Raw genomic sequence first — 25,097 nt, forward strand, 5'->3', positions numbered from 1 at the left:
ATTTATCAACTCCCAACAAGAGTTATTTCAATCTCCGTTCAGCGATTGATAACACCAGCTAGGACGGCGTAAAAGATTGAAGGTATCCAAATATTTAATCTCCCGATCTTCTTCGATAGAGTCAACCGCTTCTTTCAAGATATTCATCGGATTGTTAACATTCCACAATGGATGAATGATTACTAAGCTCTTAGAACCCAAATTAAAGCCAGGTAAAGTACCGAACAATTTAGGGGAAAAACTGCCAAAGGATGAACTAAAACTATCTCGCAATTTTGTAGCTTGGTCTTGCCAATTTTCTAAGTCTGGAGTCGAAAATTTGCCGTTTAAGCCACAAGGAAAATTCTCGTCAGCTAGAATTCGCAGCAAGGACAATCCTAATCGCCAATCGAGCAAGCCGTGGTAGTTCATATTACGGTATTGCCGCAAGCAGTCATAACAGGACGAGTCACAATTATGACGATGTTCTGAAGATATCAGAGAACCAGCAAAGGTGTTGGCATTTGGGTCAGCATTGACTATTTGAGCGAGGATTTCTTGCCAGTGATTAGCAAGCCAGTAAGTAAAGCCGGAACCATTGGGAAGGCGATCGCTAATTACGAGTTCTCCAATCTTCTCCCCAGTAGTTTCTAATGTCACCCGTCGCAAACCACTGATATCCAGTTCTTCGGGATCGATATCTAATTCTTCTGCTGTCACCGCACGAACGATGAAAGCGGCTGAGTAGAAAGCAGCTTTCACCCCAGAACCGGATGCCAGAGGATCGAGACATAAACCAGACGGAACAGCAGCGGGTTTAATTCGTAAAACCCCAGTAGTTTTTGGGGCGACAATTGCGATCGACTCCTCTTCTACTTGGCGTTTAAATTGCACTCCTTCGTCATTCGCTTGCTGGAAACGAGCATCTATCCATTGATAGGGTAATTCCCTTAGATTCTTGCCGGACAGAGAAGCAGTTCCGATTGCTCCTTTAAATAAATAACCTGCATTATCATTAATACGGAAAACACGACCTGAGTTTGCAAATGCAGTTAACGTATTTGTATTAGTTATTTGCTTAAACTCTTGAGGCCGTGATTCGGCAACACTTCCGGCACCTGTTAATCTCAGGTCATCTCCGTCTTTAGCGTCTGAACCTCGGTTGAAACTGGTACGAAAAGCCAACGGCACAGCCCATTGGAAAATGCGGATTCCTTTTTTGTCTTCTTGTTCTGCGGTTGCCCCACAAATCGGGCATTCTGCATATTCAAGTTGTTGATGAGACGTTTCCGTATATTGACAGCGAGTACATCTCAACATCCACTGACGCTGAGAAAGTGGTTCATCCGAAGCGGGAACGAGACTCTTTTTCCACAGCAAAGGCGCAGTAAAGCCGATCGCAGTATAAATTCGTTTATCTTTAGTTTTCTGAGAACCGGGGGCAAATTCTGTAATGGCTAAATCCAAGTCGCGATCGATGCTGTAAGTCATCTTGCTACGTCCGTTCGCACCGTGGTACAAGTTACGCACTCTTGAGGGCATCCCATACATCGGCATAATTCCAGCCTCAGCAAGACGTTCGGCTAATCCTTCCCCGGCTAATTCGCGATTATTGGCGCAACTGTCAATCTGTTGAAAGAGTTCTTCACGCGCGTAATTTTCTAACTGCACTGGATCGATATTTTCAACGCGGACTGCCAAATCATGGACAATATCAGCTACTTCCGGTGAAGTCTCTAGCCATTCGCGGACTGATTCTTGGCGATTTTTTTGACTCAGCCAATCTTCTGTTGTGCCAAATTCTCCATGACTGTCTGGAGGTGTTGGCGCTTCCCACCACCGAACACCAGCGGAGAGAAAGGCGCGTCGCAGGCATTCTTTAGCCAGGAGACGACGGATAATTTCAACCTGAGACATCGACAAAAAGGGAACCGGAGGCGGATCCCCTGTGATTCTTTCGGGATACTGGTAATAAAACTCATCGTGACTGCGACCGCGACAGAGGGTGACAACAATCGCAAAAGCCTGACCGCGACGACCCGCACGACCCGCTCGTTGTTGGTAATTAAAGCGCATTGGCGGCATATTTGCCATGACTACAGCCATTAAGCTGCCGATGTCGATGCCAACTTCCATTGTTGTGGTGACGCTCAAAATATCGATCGTGTCCACAACCGGAATAAACTCTCGTTCTTGTTCGCCAATATTGACCACAATGTTACGAAAATGTCGCTGTCTTTCCGCCTGATTGTCAGTTTGTCCCGTCAATTCCTCGCAGTGCAGTCGAATGGGTTTACGCTTATTCACTGCTTCTGTCGCATAATAATTTCGTGCGTGCAAGTCGGCACAAGTTTGATTAGGTTCGGTGGGCAATTCTTTCTGGCAATTCGTACAGATTCCCCCTGCATGGTGAAGATGTGGGCGTCCACAGGATTGGCATTGCCATACTGGGTCATCAGAAACCGCAACGCGCACCCATAAATGCCGAGGGTTGAGGATTAAGTAACGGTGTTGACCTTCTGTACAAATCGCCGACCATAAAGTTTGAAATACTTTCTGTTCTGAAAGTTTATTTTGACGAGCACATTTCTTAACGTAATTTTTCAATTTAGATCGAGCATCCTGCCACTGACTGCATTCTGTGCTTCCATATGGTGCGCCTTGATAACGATACAAGTCTCCCATGACCCGCAGACATCCATCACATATATTCTGAAAAACTTCTGGGGCAACACCGCATTTATTCGCCAAATTTTTTATGGTTGCTGAGGGTAAATTAAGCCGAACGTAGCCTAACCCAGCCGCTTCAATCCCAAAGTAAAGACGACCAAAAAGTGGATCGCAAACCTCTGATTGGACTTTAGGACGAAGGGTATTTTCACGCCTTTCCTGTGCTTGAGGGGATAAATCCGATTTCCATCCTGGATTTTCACTGTTCAAGTCAAACAATTGTGTCCAATGATTCCACCGATCCTCGTAGGAATAATCCTGATAAAGTACATCATTACCAGCCGGATTTACACCTAAGCTTGCCAATCGTTCAATCAGCAGCCCAGGGGCTTGATTTTCTCCTTCAAATAAAACTCGAATAGGAACTGTTCGCGTGTCACCTCTTTGCTTAATATTCTGTAATATTTCTTTGGCTTTGTCTTGTTTTTTTTGCAGCTCTTGTAATTCAAGTTCATCCAGTCCCACTACGTTTTGCAAAGACCTATTAACTCGTCCAATCTGCAACTGTAAGTTTTTAATCGAAGTGGGGTTTCGCTGGGCAAATTGAATTGCTTCAGGACGGATTGGTTTTTTATATTTTTGTAAGTCTTCCAAAAGTTGTGATTCACCAATAGCTAATTGTCCGAGTTCATCAAAGATTGCCTCGCGAACCAAGTCATCGTAGTGGGCTCTTTCAATGCCATTAGAGATAGAAGCGGCATCTTCACGACTATCAGAAAATACCACCAGTTTGCGGGATTCTTCCGTGTCAGGCAACTGATAAAACAATTCTTTAGAAAGCAATTGGCTAACTTTGGAAAAGCCAGTGCGGAATCCTCTAATCGGTGATTTGCGATATTTTCGTTTTGTATGATCTGCACCGCAACTCGGACAAATAGAGGGTAATGCACTTATTGCTGCCTGTTTGTCTGGTAAGGCTTTTCGCAGGTGAAAGACATAACCCTGAATCCATTCTTCAGGTGTATCGGAGTCCGGTTCTCCAAGAAGCACTCGACCGCTGCGAGTATCCAGAGATGCTTGGTCCCAGGAAGCTTCTTCTTTCTGTTTACTGCCACTTTGTTTTGATGGCTGCTTCCATGACTTAACATCTTTATCGATATCTCTTGAAGGCCAAAAAACTGCATATTCTGGGTAGGTTCGGCGCTCCACAAGCTTGGCTGCTTGGCGGTCTGGGATGCCTTCGATATCTGGTTCTGTTGGTAAAAGTTCCCAACCCTCATTATTTGGTAAAGTCAAACGATTTCCACCCAAGAATACAGTGCCACATTGTTCGCATCGGAGTAGCTCTAAGACTCGATATCGATCGCAGAGAATGGGTGGATTTTCGACATAAAGTCTGCCAATCGGTCGATTTTCGCTGCATTCATTTTCATGACAATCATAATTTGGCTTAACGCAAGCCCACAATCCCTCGATATTTCTGAAAAACCAGTGCAGTCTGAAAGATGGCAAAGATATTGAGCCATTATATAGACCTCGCGCCATCAGCAAACCTCTTGCCGCTTGTCGCCGCATCTGTGGGTCTAAATGGTTGCCGAAAATACCTTGAGCAAAGCAATCTATAGAAACAGCGCGGGTTTGTTCTGACTTGGTGCAGCCATGAAGCATTCTCGCTCGGACAGAGGTACTCTCAGATTCTATAATTGAGCGGCACTGTTCGTATTCAGGGAATTGACGTATTTCTTCTTCAATAGTGTTATCTATATTGTTGCTCTTGGAAGATTCAGCTAAAGCGATAAAAGGTTCGGGACAAAGAAGATAGTCCCCTTCGATGGTTGGAATTTCTTCCAGACTTCCGGGGATGATTTGTTCGGAATGCCATTCAGTGCCAAAAAATTGCGATAGGAATTCTAAACTTTCTGGATCGTTGGGTTCCAGAGAGGCGCTAGAAGCTAAAATTCTCAGTTTGGGGTGTCCGGGATGAAGTCCTAAGCGTTGTAGCAGCAAACGCAGCAAATAGGCAACTTCCGTCCCAGACGTTCCCCGGTAAAGGTGCAACTCATCAACGATTAAATGAAAAACGCTGTCATCCTTTTTTAACCATTCTTTAGTTTTCTCGAATATATCTTTATCTACATCCCGCATCAGCATGATACTGAGCATACTGTAGTTGGTAATCAGGATGTCAGGCGGCTCGTCTTGCATATCCCAACGGCAGCGCATTTCTGCCCCATCTAATCGAGGAAAAAAGAAGCGAACTTCACCGTTGCCCGTTTCGCGATCGTGTTCATCTGCAGCCTTCGCAGATAACTCGAGCTGCTTCATTTCATCTACCAGCTTGTCGATTTTGTCTTTGTTTGGGTTGCCCTTTTCCTTGAGTTCATGTCCCGGTACTGGCGTAACGCCGTTGTATCTGCCAAAGTAAATCCGATTGCCATTTCTATGTTGTTTGAGCCATTCTCTAGCCGATTCGGAATCGAGGGCGCGGCGAAGTCGAGTAAGCTGGTCCTCCACCAGGGCATTCATGGGATATAAAATCAACGCCCGTACTGCTGCATCGCGGGTTTCATGGCTTCTTTGAGGAACGCGATAAGAACGCTGCATTCGCTGTCGTTTGGTGACTTTTGGATTGCATTGATTTTGCCAATCTTCATTTTTCCACCAGTCATTGAGATGAGGAGGTTCTGAATTGGGAGCGTCCCAGTTTCTTGACTCTCGGACAAGGTAAGCAAATAAGGGCAAAAGAAAAGATTCAGTTTTCCCGGAACCCGTCCCCGCTGTAACCACAGCGTTTTGTCCTTGTAAAGCTCTGCGGAGCATTTCAACTTGGTGGCTGTAGAGTTGATAATCGCCAACCAGTCCACAACCTGCTAGTTGTTTAAATTCTGCTAAGGTCGTCTCGTCTAAGCCTGGAACGTCTTCTAAGTGTAGCTGATGGATCGTCTGACCAGAACGCTGGTATTGAGGCAGTGGCTCTAGCCAGGGTTCCTGATAAAATACACCAGGTTCCCCCAGAAGCCTTTCTCGCTCCTGTTCGATTTCAGGAAACTTAGTACCGAACGCGGTTTTAATGTAGAGTAAGAAGTTATCGCGGATTTTATCGAAAGCTCCAATGGGATCGTGCATGGGTGTTTACCTCATCATTAACTGGGTGAATTTTGGTGGCTTTTCGGTTAGATGTGATTCCAACTAAACCTTCAGATTTTGAATAGACAACTGCTGGCTCAATTTTTGTGCAATCATTTCGGCGATTTGGGGTGGGATATCTCGGAATAATTTAAACTTTTTCGTTTGAAGATTGTCGAGTTTTAAGTTTTTTATATTTTCTGCTACATATCCAGAGCAGAGAGTCAAACTCCGTTCGATGAGGCGCGGTAGAGTCGCCCCCATAGGAACCGCCACGATCCATCGTTGCGGGTCATAGACCAAAACATTCAACCCCAATGCCTTCAAAACGGCGTAGCGTCCCCAGCACTGATCTATTTCTGTAGATTTTACCTCTTTCCACAAATGATAAGTGTAAATTTTTCTTACAGGATTTTTGTATTTACACAGACGGACATAGCGATCGCTATTTGGGCTCGGATCAAAACCACAGTAAGCCGGATCGAAGGTTTCGCGCTCCCAGTTTAACTCGGGTGCGTCAGACCATTCGAGGGTCGCCAGGTAATCATCGAGGGAACCCGAAAAATGCAGCAACGACCAAGGGAGGGGAGTCTCGCTGAAGGTGATGCCAAGAGAGTCGGCGATCGCCTTTAGTTCCATAATTTCACGAGCTTGAATTGCAATGCGTTGTGGCACTAATGATAACTTGCTGGTTTGGTCTGTCACCTCTAGCTTGATATGATTGCCAATAGACTGACAAATCTGATAAATTTCCTCAATAGTTTGGGGCGATCGCGCTCCTGTTAATATGGCTTGAGGAATCCCAGGTAATGGTAATCGCACCAACGCAGGAGGAGCCACATAGACCCAACTACTATTATCCCCAAATTCAAAATTACAATGTCCAAGCGCATCGAGAGCGCGAACTGTTTCCCATCGAGTTGTTTTGAATTGCTGTTCCGCAGCTTCCAATTGTCCTGGTTGTTTCAGATTTTCAGTGAGTTGGTAAAGGTTAGAAAAGACATCTTTAAAAGAAGACCCCCAAGCCATTTTCTGTTTGGCAGATACCACATACAATAAGCGATCGCCACTGGCATTGTTAACCGGGGATGAGCGCGATGTTTCCTGCGCCTTAGCTTGGATTTTTAGTCGTTTGGCAGTTTTTTGATACTGTTTCCATAAAGAGCGAATATCAGAATGTCGTTCGACCAGTAAAATTTGTTTGCGATCGCGCCACAGCATTTTTTGCCATTGGACTAAATCTCGTGGATCGGGATCCTGTGATTCTATGGGCTGAGAGGTCGCTATATTGACTCCGCAAAATTGGGCTTCATGGTACTTATCACCGACGTAGATAGTCCAGACAGGAGACCAATCAGACGGTGGATATTTGGAGTTTTTAATTTGACCCGATTCTTTGCCAATCCAAAAAATATTTGCAGTCTTCCGAATTGATGATTGAGGTTTAATGGAGGGATGAGATTCCCATGGTGGCAAATCTTCTGTGGCGGTGATAATCGCCCCTTGATTTCCCGAATCCTTAGTGGGATGCTGCAGTTGACCAAAGCGATCAAACTGTTGCTGTTCCCGAACGTCTTTCCAGGTAAAATTTTTGATTAAAGATAGCGATATCCGTCTGATTACCCTTTCCTCTTCACGAGCTTCAACAGTTGTTTTATCTTCGGAGAGTAGCTCGGTGGGTAACGTATAAAGTCCGGTTTGGCGATCGCGAATTAAAAGGCGATTTTGGCAATACACTTGCACCGTATCATCAACACCATCTAACCAAACTTGAGGCACGGCAAAATCAAAAAATTGATTACCCTTATCAAGTCGGATTCCTCCGGCAAAATTTAGCTGAATATTGTTGGGAAAGGCTAGTATGGGATATCGATCTTTCACCCAATCATCATTGCAAGCCTCTGCCACTTTATAAAAATGCCAGTTCTGAGGTAAGCCTTTGGTTATCCGTACTTTTTTAAAGTCCTTACATCCCGATGATCCCCACTGCTCAATTTGTTCACGGCAACTTTGATGGACTCCCAAATAAAAGGGAGTTCCTTTTGTCAATTGTCGCACTTCTACCAGACCCGGCAGCCCCAGCCTGCTTCCCGTCACGAAAATGCGGATGGGAGATGCAGGCAGCTTAAAAGACCATTGCTTATCTAGCGATCGCATCCGTAAGCCCTGACTCCAATCAACCCGAGAAGCGTCAAATGATTTTCCATTGGAGTCGGAAATAATAGATGACCAGTTCTGATCGTGTTCATAACAAGAAAAATCACCATCTGGATTATTCTCGAAATGCAACAACAGGTCATCTTCCGGAAATTCATGTTTGGTTTGGCAACGTAGAGTAATTCTTACATTTTCTGCAACCTCATCGAGTTGGCAACATAAAACTAAGTGACCCAAAATCTGCTGATGGCCATTTGCTGATATAATTTCTGCTGTTCCATCCCAGTTCCGCAACTCATCTATGATTCTTGCGATCAGTTCTTGACGGAAATTGTTACTGCTTGAATGAGATTTTAAGGATGTGAGTGTCCGTCTTCGCAAAAGCCGATTTCCATGTTGAATTATCAACAGTCTTATCTCTTCCTCAGAACCAGGAGACGTGGGATCTAATTGAGCTTTATCAAAAATTGCGGGTAATACTTTCAGTTCTGGTTCGGTTAAAAGCGTCTGAGATAAGGGATAACCGATATGAACATTTCCACCTATACTTTGACTATAAAATAGTCCCCATTCACCACATTTTTCTGTTTGAGACCATTGCTCCAAGTCGTCCCAAAGTTCCCGCATATCTTGAAATCCTGGATAGGGCCGACTGTTATATTTTTTTCACCGAGCAAATCATACAAATCTGGATAGTAGGAAATCGGATCGAACTTTTCTTCTGGCTTACTAGCTGTCAATGCAAAAAGTGCCAAATAAGCCAGATATCGAGGATATCCTCGTCCTCCCTCTTTGTATTTCCAGTATTCCCAGGTTCGTTTTGCGTTGGTGCAAATATTGCCATTTCTGGTCCCCATATCATTGCTTTTAATGGCTTTAATAAAATCATCAATACCATCAGGATTTCCGATTTCCTCAATCAAGTCTTTGGTGACATACAAGTAGACCCTACGGTTGGCTTTTTCTGGGTTAAAGAAATATTCTGCGATTTTTTCATTCCAAGTTAGGTAATTCATGATCAAAGCGGTTGCGGTTATTTTCGTTTGGCGAGTCGTGTTTCGGATTGGTAGTTGGCTGAAAGGTTCACACTCGGAAGCCAAGATATTCTTGCCATATTACACCAGTGATGTTGGCATCCGGTAAGACCTGATACCATTAACCATTACACTTGGCATGATATTTTTAAGTTCAACCATACTAATGAGCTGCGAAGCCCTCCGCTTGACGGCTAATGGTAAACTCCAATCCCGGCTCCCTAGATTCCTGAATTTTAGTAATTTTTGGTGGCGCTGACCCTAAGTTATTCTAGCTTGGGAAACCCAACCTCAGCCTACAGATAATCACCCCACAGATAATCTGAAAAGCAATAGGGGATGTGTTTAACTAGGTTGAAATGGTGCGATCGCTCAAATTCACCCACTCCCAACTACTCCCCGCCGCCTCCCACCTCAACAACTTAGGCGTATTTACAACTCACCACAGCCAAAGTCGTCACCCTCCCAGACCGCCAAAAAAGTCAGGCGGTATCAGAAGATGCTACCTGAAATCGATAAACAGACAGAACTGTGATGTGGGAAAGGTTGGCCATAATCAGGTAAGGGTGTGGACTTTACAAAATTTTGGATATCATCTTATAAGTTTCTTATATTTTGCTGGTACTATGCTACATAGACCCTGATATGCAGCCCAGTCCACCCATATAGAACTGGTACCTATAGTTTAGGAAACCAAAAGCCCTCAAGGGTTCATACCCTTTCTCGGTAAGTAGGAGACCTAAATATCTAGCCCCTAGCGGGTTGGAAATGGGGGGCTGGGTTTTTTTATGAAAATCTGGGTCAGTAGCTGCGGCTATGATGGATAACTTACCTAGACTATCTCAGAGTCTGTTTTCGGATCTGTTTAACTTTTCTTCTCAGTTGCGATCGCTCAATACGAGCCATAACGCGGGTGACTAATTCCGGGCCAATAATTGGCTTAGTAATAAAATCATCTGCGCCAGCTTCAAAAACCCTTTGGATCATATCAGAACTTTGATGTCCAGTGACCACCAAAATTGGTAACTCTTCCCAAGCCGGGTCTTGTCGGACGACCTGACACAAATCCAAACCCGTATAGGTAGGCATTTGTACGTCTAAAATTAATAAATCCGGGAGAGTTTGGGTTAGGACTTGCCAAAATTGGTTAGGTTCTCTCAAGCAAATCATATCAAATCCCCAGGGTTTGAGGATATTTCGCAAAACTTGCAAACAGATAGGATCATCTTCTACAATCAGAATCCGAGAATCTCGGCTAGGGGGTTTGGGGAGAACTTGGGCGATCGCTTCAAAAATATATTGAGGCGTTATTGGTTTGTGCAAAAATCGTCTAGCCCCCAAACGCGCTGACATAATACGTTCCGACAGGTTATCCTCATAAGTAAAAATCAAAATAGGAATTTCCGGGAAACGTTGTCCGATGTTCTTGAGGAAATCAAATCCTGTCAAATCTTCCTCTGACAAATGGGGGTCTAATAAAATCGCATCAGGGAGAGTTTTGGTCAGCCACTGTCTAGCATTAGTCAAAGTGGAAACCGCTTCTATATTTAAGTTCCAAGCGCCAGCTTGACCTTGTAATTGTTCCGCTAAACTTCGATCAGCATCAATCAGCAAAATTTGATTAGATGAAGCACAAATGTGGCAATATATCGGTTGAGGAGACTGGTTAATTTCATTACATAATTCCCGGATTTTGTCTTGAATTATACTGATATTTTTATGTATAAAACATAAGCCATCATCATTTCTCAAGCAGTTTTCGATATCACGGGCTAATTCCGAACCTCGTTGATAGCCAAAAGAACCCAAACTTCCTGCCAAATTATGAGCAATTTCCTGAGCCTTTTTTTGGGAAATTTCCGAGATAGAATCATCCGAATAATTAATTAAAAACAGGTTTTCTAAAAAACTTACCTCTTCGCCAAAAGAATTTTGATATTTAGCCAAAACTTCCTCAAGATTATGGGTGGATTTCGGCATTAAGGATGTTGAATTATCCAGATATTCCCCCGAATAATCTTCCGTTTCTGGGGGGGGATTTAAGCGATATCCCAAGCCATAGACAGTGGCGATAATATCTCTCATCATCCCCGCATCTTTCAGGGTTCGGCGCAGGTCTTTAATTAAATTAGTGACCGCATATTCGCTAGGTTCATTATCAAAAGACCAGAGTTGGTCGATAATATCCTGACGGCTAAAAATCCGCTGTGGATTTTTGAGAAATAGCAAAAGTAAATTATAGGCTTTGGGCTTAATATCAACGGGCTTTTGATCATAACAAACCTGTGCAGAAGTTTCATTTACCTGCAAGTTTTCCCAGGTCAATTGTAATGCTGATTGTGGTAAACTTTGCCTTCTTAATAAAGCCCTAATTCTCGCCAAAAGCTGAGACGGACTGCAAGGTTTAGAAACAAAATCATCAGCGCCAGCATCTAATCCGGTAATGATATCCTCATTAAGATTGCGTACAGTTAAAAGCAAAATCGGTTTGAGAAAACCTTGCTCGCGCAATTGACGACAAATTGCTGGTCCATTGATTCCGGGAAGCATCCAGTCAAGGATAATTAAATCATAATTCCATTCTAAAGCGAGTTCCAATCCGGTATGACCATCAACCGCCAAGTCAACAATATAGTGATAGGCTTTTAACTCGTCAATCAGAGGAATAATTGCATTTCTATCATCCTCAACAATTAAAATTTTCATGAACATCTCCTACTGATGCTATCAGAAACTCTCTAACCCTGACTAACAAGATAGGAAACCGGATAGAAAACAGAAATAACTGTCTACTATTAAGTTTCTCAACTCCTGACAAGTTTTACACAACTCGACAGACAAAGTTAAAGGTTCCCCAAGCATTAACATCTAGTGCGAGATTATCAGTAGAAATCCCGGAACGTTCAACTCCTAGTTTACTAGCTTTTGCCAAATCTTCCAAGACAGCGCGGGAAACTTCCAAAGGATTAGATAGCAATTGCAGCCCATTTGGTGAACTTATGGAAGTTGGCTTTAAACCACGACTAATAGCTGGTAAAGTCTGAGTAAAAGGGAAATGACTAATAATTAGATAGGTTTCAATCAATCCAGCCGGACCCCGCACCAGTTCTCCTAGGGTTTCGGTGTTGCTAGTTCCGCCATTAACATTAGCTGGGGGGATACTCATGGTTTTACCAGCCTCTACCCGTAAAACCTGGGGTAAAATCATAGAACTGTCTTCAGTCTCAACTATGGGAGGTCTAGTAGCATCATAAACGTATGTTTGACCACGACTGTCGAACAAAAACATGATGAAATATAGGGGGAGTTCACCATTATTCTGCAATTGCATCTGAATGCGACTTTCCTTTGGTATAGTCGGTATACCAAAAGTTTCGGAACGGTGCGCTAACCCTGGGGTAGAATTACTATGATTCGAGGCATTTAGGATGAGTTGTTCGGTTCCCTGATGGGATAAATCAGGGGTTTCTCGTTTAGCGATCGCCCTTGACTGGGGAGTTAACATAGCCAGGGTAACTTTGGCTTTGAGTAAGTCGGAACGTTCATTTTCGGTCAGACGCAGCAACTTAGCGGCTAATCGAGTTTTCAATTGGGGAACTAATCGCTGTACGGCGACTTTTACGGCTTCTCCTCCTTCTCCGGCCGTATCAGGAAGCACCACTTGACCGGGGGAAAATAGACCATAATGCCCTTGGAATAATGAATTCAGGGGAGCAGTCGAATTTTGAGCAATAGTAGTATCCCGAACGCGACTCAGTAGATAATCCATGGGTTGGTCGTTGCTGGTGATAGAGACATCAGCAACACTAGACAAAGCACTGGTCGCATCGACCCTTTCAATGCGATCGAGTTTAGGGTCAAGACCAATTTTTAAGTCAATGTGGCGAGGTAAAACCCGAATAGTCTCTTTAATAAATTGGCCAGATTCAACGGCAGGTGACTTGATACCACCAACTTCTAATATTCTCACCTCAGCGGTAGCGTGCAATGAGTTAAATCCGCGAATTTGAAGTTTTGGCAGGGCTTTAGCTTCTGTACTCTCAGTTTTTGGTACGATGGTAAATAGGGAGTTAATTTCTCCCGATGCCAGTACACAGCCAGGTAAGCCAGCCAGTAACAATTCGGTACTTTTACCATCCCCCGTCACCGCAGTAACAATTCCATCGACTGGGGGTGATGTTAGTGGTAGATTAATCGTCGGTAATTCATCACCATCAGCCTGGATAGCTTGACGGTGAAGCTGGGGTTGCTGGTTGGGTCCGGTGATACGTTCTACGACTCCGGCTACACGACCTAGACTTTCTTTCAAGTCTGAGGTGGCTGTGGCATTCCAGAGAGTTTGGGTTAGGCTATAGGTAAATAATCCGGCGCTGAGTTCAGACCAAGTGGTTTCTGTAGCCATTTGGGTGGGTGTGCTGGCTGCTAACACTATACCGGGAAGTTCTCCGAGGCGACGCTGTTCTAGTTCTTTGGGGTCAATTTGGCGGCGCTGTAGTAATTCTTGTTGTCGGGTAATGGTGCGATCGCTAATTTGGCTAGAATTGGGACTGGCGGCTGTCCGGATTCTCAGGACTCCCTGTTGAGAATAACCAGGATAAACATAACTGGTATCCAGAATTGTGACTACTTGTTGAGTCCTCAGCGATCGCAGTAATAACCACAGGGTATCCTCCATAATATCGTTAATTGGTTCCCCATTATGGTCTGGGGTGACATCAACGGGAATTAGGGAGTGTTTAATATTAGGTAGCTCAGGGTTGGGATTAGTACCAGCTACATGGCTGCCATAGCCGCTATAATGAAAAACTACCAAATCCCCTGGTTTAGCTTGGTTAATTAGATGTTCTATAAAGCTAGTTTCGATATTTTCCCCCGTCGCTTCCTTATCAGTAAGGGCGAGGATATCTGAGGGGTTAAACCCAAATCTACCGATTAAAAGTTCCCGCTGTAATTCTACATCCGTGACACATCCCGATAGGGGTTGTATATGACGTTGGGAGACTTTCGGATATTGATTTATACCCACTAGCAGAGCCAGTTTCCGATGGTTGGGTTGTGCTAAAGCCTGCTGGTAGCGATCGCCTAGTTGCCACCAAGCCACCTCACTTAGTCCCAACCCTGCCAGTAGCATACCCGATCTGTTTAGAAATTGCCGTCGCTTTAATGCCATGATCTATTATTCCTAATCCATCTATCCCTGAAACTTAAATCAATCAAGGCTGACCAAATTCTCTAAATCTAGTCACGCGGTTTTTTTGTAATAGGATTAAATGCCGCAAATTAACTTTTATTATCATCAATATTATTCTCTAAAATAGGATAATTTTTTTTATGAAAATTCGACACCTGATATGGAAAAACAAAAGCTGCCACTAATTACCCTCCTGATAGTCGTTGTGTCTCACTCCTATAACTAGATAATATCGCACCCAACAAAGTGATAATTTACCAGACACCGGGAGGTGAATGTTTTTTGTGTTCATAACCAGAGAGCTGAGAACCTGCGGCTGAGATAGTTGTACAATAGCCTGGGGACTTTCCCACCGATTAAATTCGGTTGAACCCTCGCACTATATTTTTATCCTAGCGCGTCCTCTGCCATTGTCGAGAATTTTCTACTCCCCCCTCCCAGAGACCGGGATAGGGGGAGTTTGGTGAAATTATGCTTCTGAGGGAACCCTCATAGCCTTAATTAGTTCCGCCGCCACTTCTGGACGAGAAAACTCTGGGGGTGGCAATTCTCCCCGTCGCAGCATTTCCCGAACCTTGGTTCCCGATAAGTGAATCCGTTGTTCTGGGGTACTGGGGCTAGTTTTACTGGTAGCCATACCCTTAGTCAATGTGCAATAGAAAGCGTGTTCAAACTTCATGGGAGTAATACCCAATTCTGCTGGCTCAAACTCATCAAAGATATGCTGGGCATCATAGGTTCCATAATAGTCCCCCACACCAGCATGATCACGCCCGACAATAAAATGGGTACAGCCGTAGTTTTTGCGGACCATAGCGTGAAAAATGGCTTCTCTCGGTCCAGCATAACGCATAGCAGCCGGATTAATCGCTAAAATTACCCGATTTTTAGGATAGTAGCGTTCCATCAAGATTTCATAACAACGCATCCGCACATCAGCCGGAATATCATCAGACTTAGTAGCGCCAACCAGAGGATGGAGAAATAGACCATCAACAGTTTCTAGGGCGCATTTTTGAATATACTCGTGGGCGCGGTGAATAGGGTTGCGAGTCTGAAATCCGACAATGGTTTTCCATTCCCTTTCTCGGAAGAGTGAACGACTATCAGCGGGGTCAATTTGGTAGTTGGGAAACAAAGGGTGCGCTTCTCGTTGGAGTAACCACACAGGACCGGCGAGATTTACGGGACCTTGCTCATAAACTACCTTGACTCCCGGATGTTTGTTATCATTAGTGCGATAGACGTGGATGGCTTCCTGTTCTTTATCGTAGGTGTATTTTTGGGTAAGTTCCAGAACTCCTACAAATTTACCCTGTGGTGAGTCCAGACGAATTAGGCTGCCTTCGGACAAATGCGCCGCTTCCTCTTCGGTGACGGATAGGGTGATGGGAACAGACCAGGGTAGTCCGTTACTCAGTCGCATATTATGGACGACATTGGTATAGTCCTCCTGTTCCATAAACCCGGTTAGGGGACTGAAACCACCGATCGCAATTAGTTCTAAATCGGACTGCGATCGCTCGTCAAGTTTTACTCTGGGGAGAGTATCGGCTTTTTCTAGGAGTTCGGCCCGTTGTTCGGGACTAGCCATGCGATTAATTAGCTTTCCACCGTGGGGCGCGATAGCATCTTGATGATGAGTCAAGGGAACCTCTAATGGTTAACTACAGATTGAATTAAATCGATTCAGTTTGATTCAATCTCCTATTTTACCCTCTGCTGTGACTTAATATTGGCGCTCTACCTAAGTTATACTACTTAGGGTCCTCCCTGGGAACTTTATGATCACCAATATCGACTATAAACTTGGTCAATCCTATTGACAAAATGCTACTATTATGTATGGGTAAATGAATCCGGATTTTCGTTAGTCTGAAGCGGTAATCATTTGCCATGGGGGTTCACGCACACCCGGTATAGAACCAATCATAATGGAACTATGGGGGTGTCAATTAATCTTCAATTATGGAGAATTGAGCAATGAAAGGTATTTTGGTTCTGACAACATTTATACTCGCGGGAGGATTACAACTTCCAGCTAACTCTACGATTTCCTATGCTAATTCTACGGCACAAGCTACCATAGGACAAACGGGATTCGCGATCGCTAATCGGAATAATGATGATTGGCGGCGACAGTTTGAGAAGGATTTTGAAGACTATAGCCGACGGCGACATGAGCAGCTAGAATCGGAAATGCGAGATGAGATGAACAAACCCCATAATCAGCGTTTGTCTCAAAGCCAAAAAGAACAGGTGATTCGAGAAGCTCACCAGGAATTAGAACGCACCCTCAGTCGCGAGAAAAAGGAATGGGAAAAGCGCTATCGCGACAACTTTGAAAAAATGCGCGATCGCCAAGACCGCTATAATCGCGGTGACCGCTATAATCGCCATGATCGTTATAATCGCGATGACCGTTATAACCGCTAATACCTAGGTAATTGATGGATAATGAAACCCTCTAAATCTGGCTCTCCCGAACTCTGTGAGAGGTTTGGGGAGGGTAGTTGATCATGTGGTAGCATTGAAAAGTTGGTCGCCCCTACTGTGGCTATAGGGCTGGTTTAGCCATCTTTTCTGTGGGAATTAAGGATTGACAGCAGAACCCGCCCCGACATGATGGTTAATGTGATGTTCAATTGTTGATGGTCTAGTATATACTGGGTGGGATGGTGGAAACTTGTAATTGATTGAGAATGGAACGTTCTAAAGTAGTTGCTTATATTACCGGAGCCATTTCGATTATTTTAGCGATCGCTTATTTGTTATTGGTAAGTATCCTAGACTTCCGTGGAGAAATGCTCCCCGCCCCCCAAAGCCAAGTCACCGGGGAGATATCAATAGCCTCCGTTTCGATTTCTGGTGAAGCAATGCACCCAGGGGGCGGAAGTCAAACCGGCTTCTATGGGTAGCCACAAGGCTGGCTGGGGCTTTTTTTGTCAGACCGAGACATTAGGGCGCGGACATTGGGCCTCAATGTAATTCTAAGCATATTCATCGCGCCTCTAGCCGCCGATTCCTTTTGACAGCCCCCTGGGGTGGTTTAGCTGCTGATTGGTTCCCTCTTCTCCGGGGGACCGTTAACCCGTTCAATTTTCTGTTAAGTTTTATAAAGTAGGTGTGAGTTAACCCGAAATTGGGACTTTTTCAGGGCCGAGAATGGATATACAGCAGTTAAAAGACGAGCAGATATTGATTTTAAACCAGATTGATCAGGCGATCGCCCTATTTGACAGTAGCGATCGCCTAATCCTATTCAATCCCCAACTCGCCGCCATTTGGGGAATTTCTGTTGACCAACTCGCCGCCCAACCATCCCTAGATCACATTTGTGCTGAAATCACCTCCAAAAAACTGTGGTCAAAGCCAGACTGGGAACACCTGAGACAAACCCTGCGCGACTGTGTGAGAGGCGAAATCTCATTTTGCATCCAACAACATAATCACATATATCTCGAAGTCCACAGCCAGACCACAGCATCAGGGGGACGTTTACTCACCTTTAGAGACATCACAGACCATCGCAACACCCAACTGAGCCTCAATACCGAAGTGCGACGACTAAGATTTTTGTTGGGACTAAACGAACGCCTCCAAGACTCCGATAACCTCGATAACATCGCCCAATTTGCGCTCAACTATCTAGTACACACCACCAACGCAGCCTTTGGGGATGTCAAAGTAATTTTAGGAGAAGGAGAGAATCGCATCACCGGGATGCTAGGAAACCAAATTTCCGGTCAGTTTGTAGCCACCTATGGAGAACCCGCCGTCGCCGAAATGAAAGCCCTATTAAGCCAAGGAATTCCCTACGGCGAGGGTCTACTGTGGGATGTAGTTAGAACAGGTGAACCGAGATTTGTCAAAGACTACGCCAACCACCCCAAAGCCTTCTCCCCCTTCCGCCATCCCGGAATTGGTCAACTAGGAATTTTTCCCATTCCCGCTACCAACGGAGAAATCATCGGCGTGTTGACCCTCGAATCACGGGATCTCACCAAAATGCAGGAATATCCCCAATTAGATATGTTATTTGCCGCCTGTCGAACCCTCGGAACCGCCATAGAACGCGCCCAATCCCAAGAGCGCTTGCGTCAAACCAACGAAAAATTAGAACGCGCCTCTCAACTCAAATCCGAATTTTTAGCCTCCATGTCTCACGAATTACGCACCCCCCTTAACAGCGTTTTAGGCTTTGCGGATTTACTCAAACGCCAAAACTCTGGAACTCTCAACTCTCGCCAGCTTAACCAAGTCCAATTTATCGAAAAAAGTGGTTGGCACTTGTTGCAGTTGATCAACGACATTCTGGATCTATCCAAAATAGAATCCGGCAAAACGGAGTTAAACCTGGAATCCGTTGACATCCACGAACTCTGTAGCGAGTGTCTGAAAATGATTCAACCTCGGGCTGATAAAAAATGTCTAGCCCTGTCTTTAGAATCAGACTACCGCATCACCCAAGTTTTGTTAGATAAGCGACGGGTCAGACAAATTGTGATTAATTTGCTCTCCAATGCCATTAAATTTACCCCAGAAGGTGGTAAAGTGCGACTAAGCGGACACCTAGCTTATGGCTCTCAGATAGAAGGAGATTATCGCCCTGACTGTTCTCCCATTAATGACAGTACCCCTTATTTATGTTTGGAAGTACAGGACTCTGGTATTGGCATTCCCCAGGACAGATGGCATTTATTATTTCAGCCTTTCCAACAGATAGATTCTTCCCTAACTCGTCGCCATGAAGGTACGGGATTGGGATTGGTTCTAACTAAGCGTTTGGCAGAATTGCACGGCGGCACGGTATCTTTGCAGTCTCAGGTTAATCAAGGCAGTCGCTTCCGGGTATGGCTACCTCTAACTGAGATGCGACGGGAATTAGCCAAAAGTTATAATCCTGAACCGGAAAGGCAGGAGGTAATTACACCAGAACCGGAAACCCCTAAGTTACATAAGGTAGACTGCCCTCGGATTTTGGTGGTGGAAGACCAGCCTTTTAATCAGTTATTAATTACTGAAGTGTTGGAATTGGAAGGGTATCAGGTTGAGTTGATTGCTGATGGTAATACAATGTTGGATATGATTAACTCGACTATGGCAAAACCGGAACTGCTGCCTGATGTGATTTTAATGGATATTCAACTACCGGAAGTTGATGGGTTTGAACTGATACGCCGACTCAAGCAAAGCAGTTTATGGAAAGTCATTCCAGTGGTCGCAGTTACGGCTATGGTTATGTCGGGCGATCGTGAACGCTGTCTGGCTGCTGGGGCTGATGGTTATTTGAGTAAACCCCTTGATGTTGACGAGGTATTGGCAACTGTCAAAAACTTCCTGGAGTCTTAGGACAACATCCCTAAGTGGGTATAGCTACCTAATGACTCATTTTAATACGGGTTGGTAGGGGCATCTACTGAAAGATACAATTATCAATGTTTATACAGCCATGTTGGCACATCTATCAGTCAATTTTGTGAATTTACTCTGTATTAAACAGTTACCCCCACCTTTTTTTACCTATGTCTGAAACTAAATTACATATCCTTTTGGTTGATGATGAACCCGCTAACCTGGTTTTATTAGAAGATTTATTGATGGCGGAAGGTTATGACACTACCTTAGCAGAATCGGGACCTAGGGCGATTGAACTAGCTACAAATAACCCGCCAGATTTGGTGCTTTTGGATATTATGATGCCGGATATGAATGGGTTTGAAGTTTGCGATCGCCTCCGAGAACATGACATTTTGCAAACTACTCCTATCATTTTTTTGACAGCCTTAGATGATGAGGAATCCCGCTTAAAAGGTTTAGAAAAAATGGGAGATGATTATATTACCAAGCCTGTTAATACCAGACTTTTATTGGCTAAAATAAATAATATTATCAGATTACATAAAATGCGTAATAATACCGCTAAACTCAAGTTAAAGCAGGAATTTCAGGAACAAAATCAACGCCAGTTTTCGGCGGCTTGGCAGATTAATGAAAATTTATCAGATAAATTTCAGCTATTTGTACCTCAACAATTTTTAAGGCGCATTGCTCCCCAGGGAGTCGGATCTATTCAACTAGGAAATGTCACGGAAGAACACTTGACTGTCTTGTTTTGTGATATTCGCGGTTTTACTTCGATCGCTGAATCTCAACAAGCTAGAGAAACCTTTGAGTGGTTAAATGCCTTTTTTAACCAGATGAGTCATTGTATATCCTCCCATAATGGCTTTATTGATAAATATTTGGGTGATGCAATTATGGCAGTTTTTGACCGCACCAATTCCCATGCTATTGATGCCTTAAATTCGGCTTTGCTGATGAAGGATAGTTTACGCCAATTTAATCGCGATCGCCATCTTTTTAGTATCAAAAAACCTATCAGAATTGGCATTGGCATTGATACCGGAATTGGTATGATTGGCACTTTGGGGTCAGATAGCCGCATGGATTCTACCGTTATCGGTAATGTGGTTAATACCGCCTCCCGATTAGAAGGGTTGACTAAAATTTATGGCTGTCAAATTATTGCCAGTAAATCCGCTATTGATACCGCTGAATTAATGACACAATCCCCGGAAAATAACGAATCTTTCCAAATTCGCTGGATTGATTGTGTCACCCCCAGAGGGAAAAAACAACCCTTGGAAATTTATGAGGTTTTAGCTAGTCAAATCTATGAGATTTCCCAAAAGAAAATTCTCACCCGTCCGGTGTTCGAGCGCGGTACTCGTTGCTGGAGAAATGGTAACATTAAAGAAGCGTTAAAATGCTTTCAAGCGGTTCTGAGTGAAGACCCCAGCGATACAGTGGCTCAATACTACCTGGAGAAATGCCAATAAATAATATCCTCGGACTTCCCACCCGCCGGAATTAGTGTAGATCTGAAGGCGATCGCCTTAATTACTCCATTCAATAATAGCATCAAACCTTCCATCATCGCCTTTGATTTTCCTGGGGCTGCACCTCATCACAACCCCCAATGCTATCGATGGATTTAACACAGCATAATTAGCGATAAATTGGGTTAAGAAAAGGTTAAATTTTGCGCCGCCCATCTCAACATAATTTATCGCAGTTTCAGTCACCCAAAGCTATTTATTCCTATTCTCAGAAACCTGGTCAACACCTCCCTAGCATCACCGGGGAAATGGGGATATCATCTACACAAATGATTCTATTAGTTGTTATAGTGAAGAGTATCTCAAAATTTTAGTTTGACAGAGAAAAAATGACTATTGATACCTCACCTGAAACCAACACCCTGGGGAACTGGGCCAGTTTAGGGATTCAGAAATATCTTGATAAAGTCCTCAGCCATGAAGCCGCCGTGTTACAAGATCAAGATCCAGAAGAATTACATCAAATGCGGGTAGGAATGAGAAGACTGCGATCGGCTGTCACTGGTTTTGCACCCGTTTTAGATTTACCCAAAGCCGCCAGCGATGACAACATAGGGAAAATCGCACGTCGTCTGGGAGAACTCCGAGATATTGATGTCATGATCGAAGCCTTGAATAATCAATACTATCCCACCTTAACCGAAGCCGAAAAACCCACATTAGACAAGGTATTAATTCGCCTAGTTAAGCAACGGGGTAAAGCCTTTAAAAAAGTTCAGGCTACTTTGGAGAACAAAAAATATCAACACCTTAAACAAGACCTGCAAAACTGGCTAGATTTTCCCGTTTATACCCCCATAGAAAAGCTCCCCATTCTGGAAGTATTACCAGATTTATTACTCCCGCAAGTCAGTCAGCTATTATTACATCAAGGTTGGTTGTTTGGTATTGAAAAACTAGAAACCGAGTCCGAGTCCACAGAAAACAGTTCCCAGGAAACTACCCCTAAAAAAACCATTACCAAGAAAAAACTTGAAAAACTCCTGACCACTCATGGGGATGTCTTACACAGTTTACGCAAGCAAGCCAAACGAGTCCGTTACCTCATGGCCCTATTTACTGACTTTTACGGGTCTACCTATCAAGCCTATCTCCAGGATATGAAAGATCTGCAAGAATGTCTAGGTGATATTCAAGATACCATGGTACTCGAAGCGGTTTTAGTGGCTATCCTACGTTCAGATCTCAAGAAAAGTCTACCCACCCTCTCAAATCAGATGAGCCAAAAGCGCTATGAATCATGGCGGCGCTGGACTCAGCTACAGCGTCGATATCTAAATCCTGTAGTCCGCCAAGATTTTCACTTGACCCTTTTGCGTCCTTTAGTAGACTCTGATTCTTAACCCACAGTTAACCATTATAGCCCTGACAGACCCATTTAAGCTATATTGAACCGACAAAACCGCAGTACCTTATAAATAGGGGAGGAAAGATCACTGTCTACTGTCTACTGTCAACTGTGGACTGTCTACCTCCTCCCTTCGTGGTCTCCAATTTTTGCTCATTTTTGGCCTTTTGTATTAATAGATACATTTATTTGGGTCTCATATCCCGATATAATATTTCCTAGACTTATGTATGGTGGGAATCTCACTGTTTAAGATCCTAACCCAAGAAAGTGAATTTAACCTTTTGTAAATATTTGACTAGGGAAGTAAGTTTCATTTTTTCTCAAGATTTAATTAATGGTTAACTGCTATACAATCTTTTGTTAACTTATGAATCAGAATAGATAGCGTAAGTTCCCTAGCCAAGTATTGAATTAAACATTTTTTTAATATTTGCAGTTAGGGTTTGTGAACTATAACTGCTATTCTGGGAATAAGAGTCTAAGGTTTTCGGTGTTCACTTTAGTCATATCTTCACAAATAGGGTCTGTTAAGTCAATTTTTGTAAATTTAGAATGGAAATCTTAGGCATCTTGGCAAATTTCTTATACATTGTCTGTATATTCAGTATAAGGGTCTGGTTATATGGCGATCGCTAGAGATGATTCAACCTGTACAAACTAATTGGTCTTTCTGAGATTTCTGGGAAAGTACCAATGTCCATCCCATGAGGCAATTAAAATGGACAGCAACAATTTTTCACACCCTCCAAATAACTGGGGAAACTGGCAAAATTCCCCAGCAGTCTCTATCCCATCAAGTAATTTGCTGTGTGTAGGGGTAAATCGGCAAGTTGAGCCAATGGGAAGAGCATGGCAAGCATTAAGTGCAGTAGCTATAAATGCTCAGGATTTTCTAAGTATTGCCATTTATAATTTCCAGCCAGTCGTACCCAGAATAACATTTGTTAACCCGCTATTTACAGGTAACACCGGGTATACAGCCGATGAATTTTTCAGTAAAAACCCAAGTCTTATGCAAATTACCAAAACTATTCGTGAAGGCTCTCATGATGACAATAACACCCTTTTCAATAGATTTAAGGATGTTTCAGAAGACCAACAGCTACCCTGTGGAGCCTCCCTAAATCCCTCTGATAACCAAGGTGAATTGTCTTGTAGATGGCAGTGCGAGCCATCAAGAAACACGGAAATTGTCAAAAGTAAACGGCCAGTTTTAGACGCTGACAAAAAACGACGGAGACGTGAGGAAGCTAGATTACTCATATATAAATCAAACCACGACGGGTTAACTGATTTATATAATAGATCCTACTTTATGAGGGAACTGGACGAAGTAGTAGAACGGGCAAAAGAAGATCCCGAATACCAATTTGTGGTACTACTTTTAGATATAGATCGGTTCAAAATAATTAATGACAGTCTCGGTCATCAAGTTGGGGATCGCCTATTAGAGGGGGTAGGAGAACGATTAAGGGAGTGCATCCCACCTTGGCATACTGTAGCGCGTCTGGGGGGAGATGAATTTGCTATTTTGTTTGATGACCTCAACAATTTAACCCAAATCTCCCAGACGGCACAGAACATCCAATATTATCTACAACAACCTATTATTTTAGGGGAACAGGAAGTCTTTAGCACTGTTAGCATTGGTATTGCGATCAGTAATGTCAGCTATAGCAGCGGGAAAGAAATTCTCCGAGATGCAGACACAGCGTTATCGCAAGCGAAAAGGAAAGGAAAAGCCTGTCATGTAATATTTAACCCTACGATGCACCGCCAGGCTTGGGATCGTATGCAGCTTGAAAATGATCTGCGTCATGCCATTGAACGTCAGGAATTGCAACTACACTATCAACCGATTATTTCCTTAGAGACCCTAGAGATTATAGGCTGCGAGGCTTTAATACGTTGGGAACATCCCAAGCGAGGCTGGGTGTCTCCTAGTCAATTTATCCCCATTGCGGAAGAAACTGGACTGATCCAACCGATTGGAGAGTGGGTGCTACGGGAAGCGTGCGAAACATTGCACCGTTGGCAGTTAATGTTTCCCCAGGGAAAACAGCCATTTATGAGTGTGAACCTATCGACGTATCAATTAACTAACCCGGAATTAGTTAATAAGGTTCAGACAATTTTGGCAGAAACTGGCTGTGATCCCTCTAGGTTAAAACTGGAATTAACGGAAAGCACTATTGCTGAATATGCAGAGGTAGTGGTTCCCCAAATGAGAGAACTTAGCGAATTGGGGATCAAATTATGTATTGATGACTTTGGAACTGGGTATTCTTCGCTCAGTCGCCTATATCACTTTCCGATTCATACGCTGAAGATTGATCGCTCTTTCATTGAGGGGATCGATGAATCTCAGGATAAACTAAAAATTGCTTATGCCATTGTCAATTTAGCCCATACCCTGGGACTAGAGGTGATTGCAGAGGGTGTGGAAACTCCGGAACAAATGGCTGTATTGCAGGCCTGGGGATGCCAACTGTGCCAGGGATATTTATTCTCTAAGGCTGTTGATTCGCAGAAAATGGAACAATTCCTGAACCAAGGCAGGATCATGCTTTCGGCTACGGAAACTCTACGAGAATGGCAGCGGTTTGCTCAAGAAATTGAAAGGCTAATCAAACCGCTAGAAAAAGGATGCCCTGGAAAGGTCAATCCTAACATTCATATTGCTTGAG

12 protein-coding genes are annotated in these 25,097 nt (G+C 43.7%); 6 read left to right on the forward strand and 6 right to left on the reverse strand.

Annotated features, from left to right (window positions below; translation table 11 throughout):
* Positions 1 to 27: 27 nt before the first annotated feature.
* From NLZ44_RS07340 to sat, 6 genes are all read right to left on the reverse strand, one after another.
* Complete coding sequence (locus NLZ44_RS07340; RefSeq protein ID WP_493752333.1) at positions 28 to 5,775, reverse strand: DEAD/DEAH box helicase; 5,748 nt, start codon at positions 5,773 to 5,775, stop codon at positions 28 to 30.
* Positions 5,776 to 5,838: 63 nt separating this feature from the next.
* Positions 5,839 to 8,559, reverse strand: coding sequence for a hypothetical protein (locus tag NLZ44_RS07345; RefSeq protein ID WP_493752334.1), 2,721 nt, complete (start codon positions 8,557 to 8,559; stop codon positions 5,839 to 5,841).
* Positions 8,475 to 8,948, reverse strand: a complete 474-nt coding sequence (locus NLZ44_RS07350; RefSeq protein ID WP_493752335.1) for a hypothetical protein — start codon at positions 8,946 to 8,948, stop codon at positions 8,475 to 8,477. The genes NLZ44_RS07345 and NLZ44_RS07350 overlap by 85 nt, the downstream gene beginning before the upstream one ends.
* Before the next feature lie 855 nt (positions 8,949 to 9,803).
* A complete protein-coding gene (locus tag NLZ44_RS07355) occupies positions 9,804 to 11,672 on the reverse strand; it encodes a response regulator (RefSeq protein WP_493752336.1) in 1,869 nt (622 codons plus the stop codon).
* A gap of 115 nt (positions 11,673 to 11,787) precedes the next feature.
* Complete coding sequence (locus tag NLZ44_RS07360; protein WP_493752337.1) at positions 11,788 to 14,136, reverse strand: caspase family protein; 2,349 nt, start codon at positions 14,134 to 14,136, stop codon at positions 11,788 to 11,790.
* Positions 14,137 to 14,626: 490 nt separating this feature from the next.
* Positions 14,627 to 15,805 (reverse strand): sulfate adenylyltransferase, encoded by a 1,179-nt coding sequence (gene sat / locus NLZ44_RS07365; protein ID WP_493752338.1) that lies wholly within the window; start codon positions 15,803 to 15,805, stop codon positions 14,627 to 14,629.
* Between the two features lie 335 nt (positions 15,806 to 16,140).
* On the opposite strand from sat, the gene NLZ44_RS07370 reads away from it, so the two are divergent.
* From NLZ44_RS07370 to NLZ44_RS07395, 6 genes are all read left to right on the forward strand, one after another.
* On the forward strand, positions 16,141 to 16,593 hold the full coding sequence (locus tag NLZ44_RS07370) for a hypothetical protein (protein WP_493752339.1): 453 nt from the start codon (positions 16,141 to 16,143) through the stop codon (positions 16,591 to 16,593).
* A 266-nt stretch (positions 16,594 to 16,859) separates the two neighbouring features.
* Positions 16,860 to 17,075 carry a hypothetical protein gene (locus NLZ44_RS07375; RefSeq protein ID WP_006668313.1) on the forward strand — a complete coding sequence of 72 codons (216 nt, stop codon included), beginning with the start codon at positions 16,860 to 16,862 and terminating at the stop codon, positions 17,073 to 17,075.
* A gap of 247 nt (positions 17,076 to 17,322) precedes the next feature.
* On the forward strand, positions 17,323 to 19,509 hold the full coding sequence (locus tag NLZ44_RS07380; protein WP_493752340.1) for an ATP-binding protein: 2,187 nt from the start codon (positions 17,323 to 17,325) through the stop codon (positions 19,507 to 19,509).
* Positions 19,510 to 19,682: 173 nt separating this feature from the next.
* Positions 19,683 to 20,999 (forward strand): response regulator, encoded by a 1,317-nt coding sequence (locus NLZ44_RS07385; protein WP_493752341.1) that lies wholly within the window; start codon positions 19,683 to 19,685, stop codon positions 20,997 to 20,999.
* 389 nt (positions 21,000 to 21,388) lie between these two features.
* Positions 21,389 to 22,402, forward strand: coding sequence for a CHAD domain-containing protein (locus NLZ44_RS07390; RefSeq protein ID WP_493752342.1), 1,014 nt, complete (start codon positions 21,389 to 21,391; stop codon positions 22,400 to 22,402).
* A 726-nt stretch (positions 22,403 to 23,128) separates the two neighbouring features.
* On the forward strand, positions 23,129 to 25,096 hold the full coding sequence (locus NLZ44_RS07395; protein ID WP_493752343.1) for a putative bifunctional diguanylate cyclase/phosphodiesterase: 1,968 nt from the start codon (positions 23,129 to 23,131) through the stop codon (positions 25,094 to 25,096).
* Position 25,097 lies beyond the last annotated feature (1 nt).

The organism is Arthrospira sp. PCC 9901 (genome assembly GCF_059013425.1).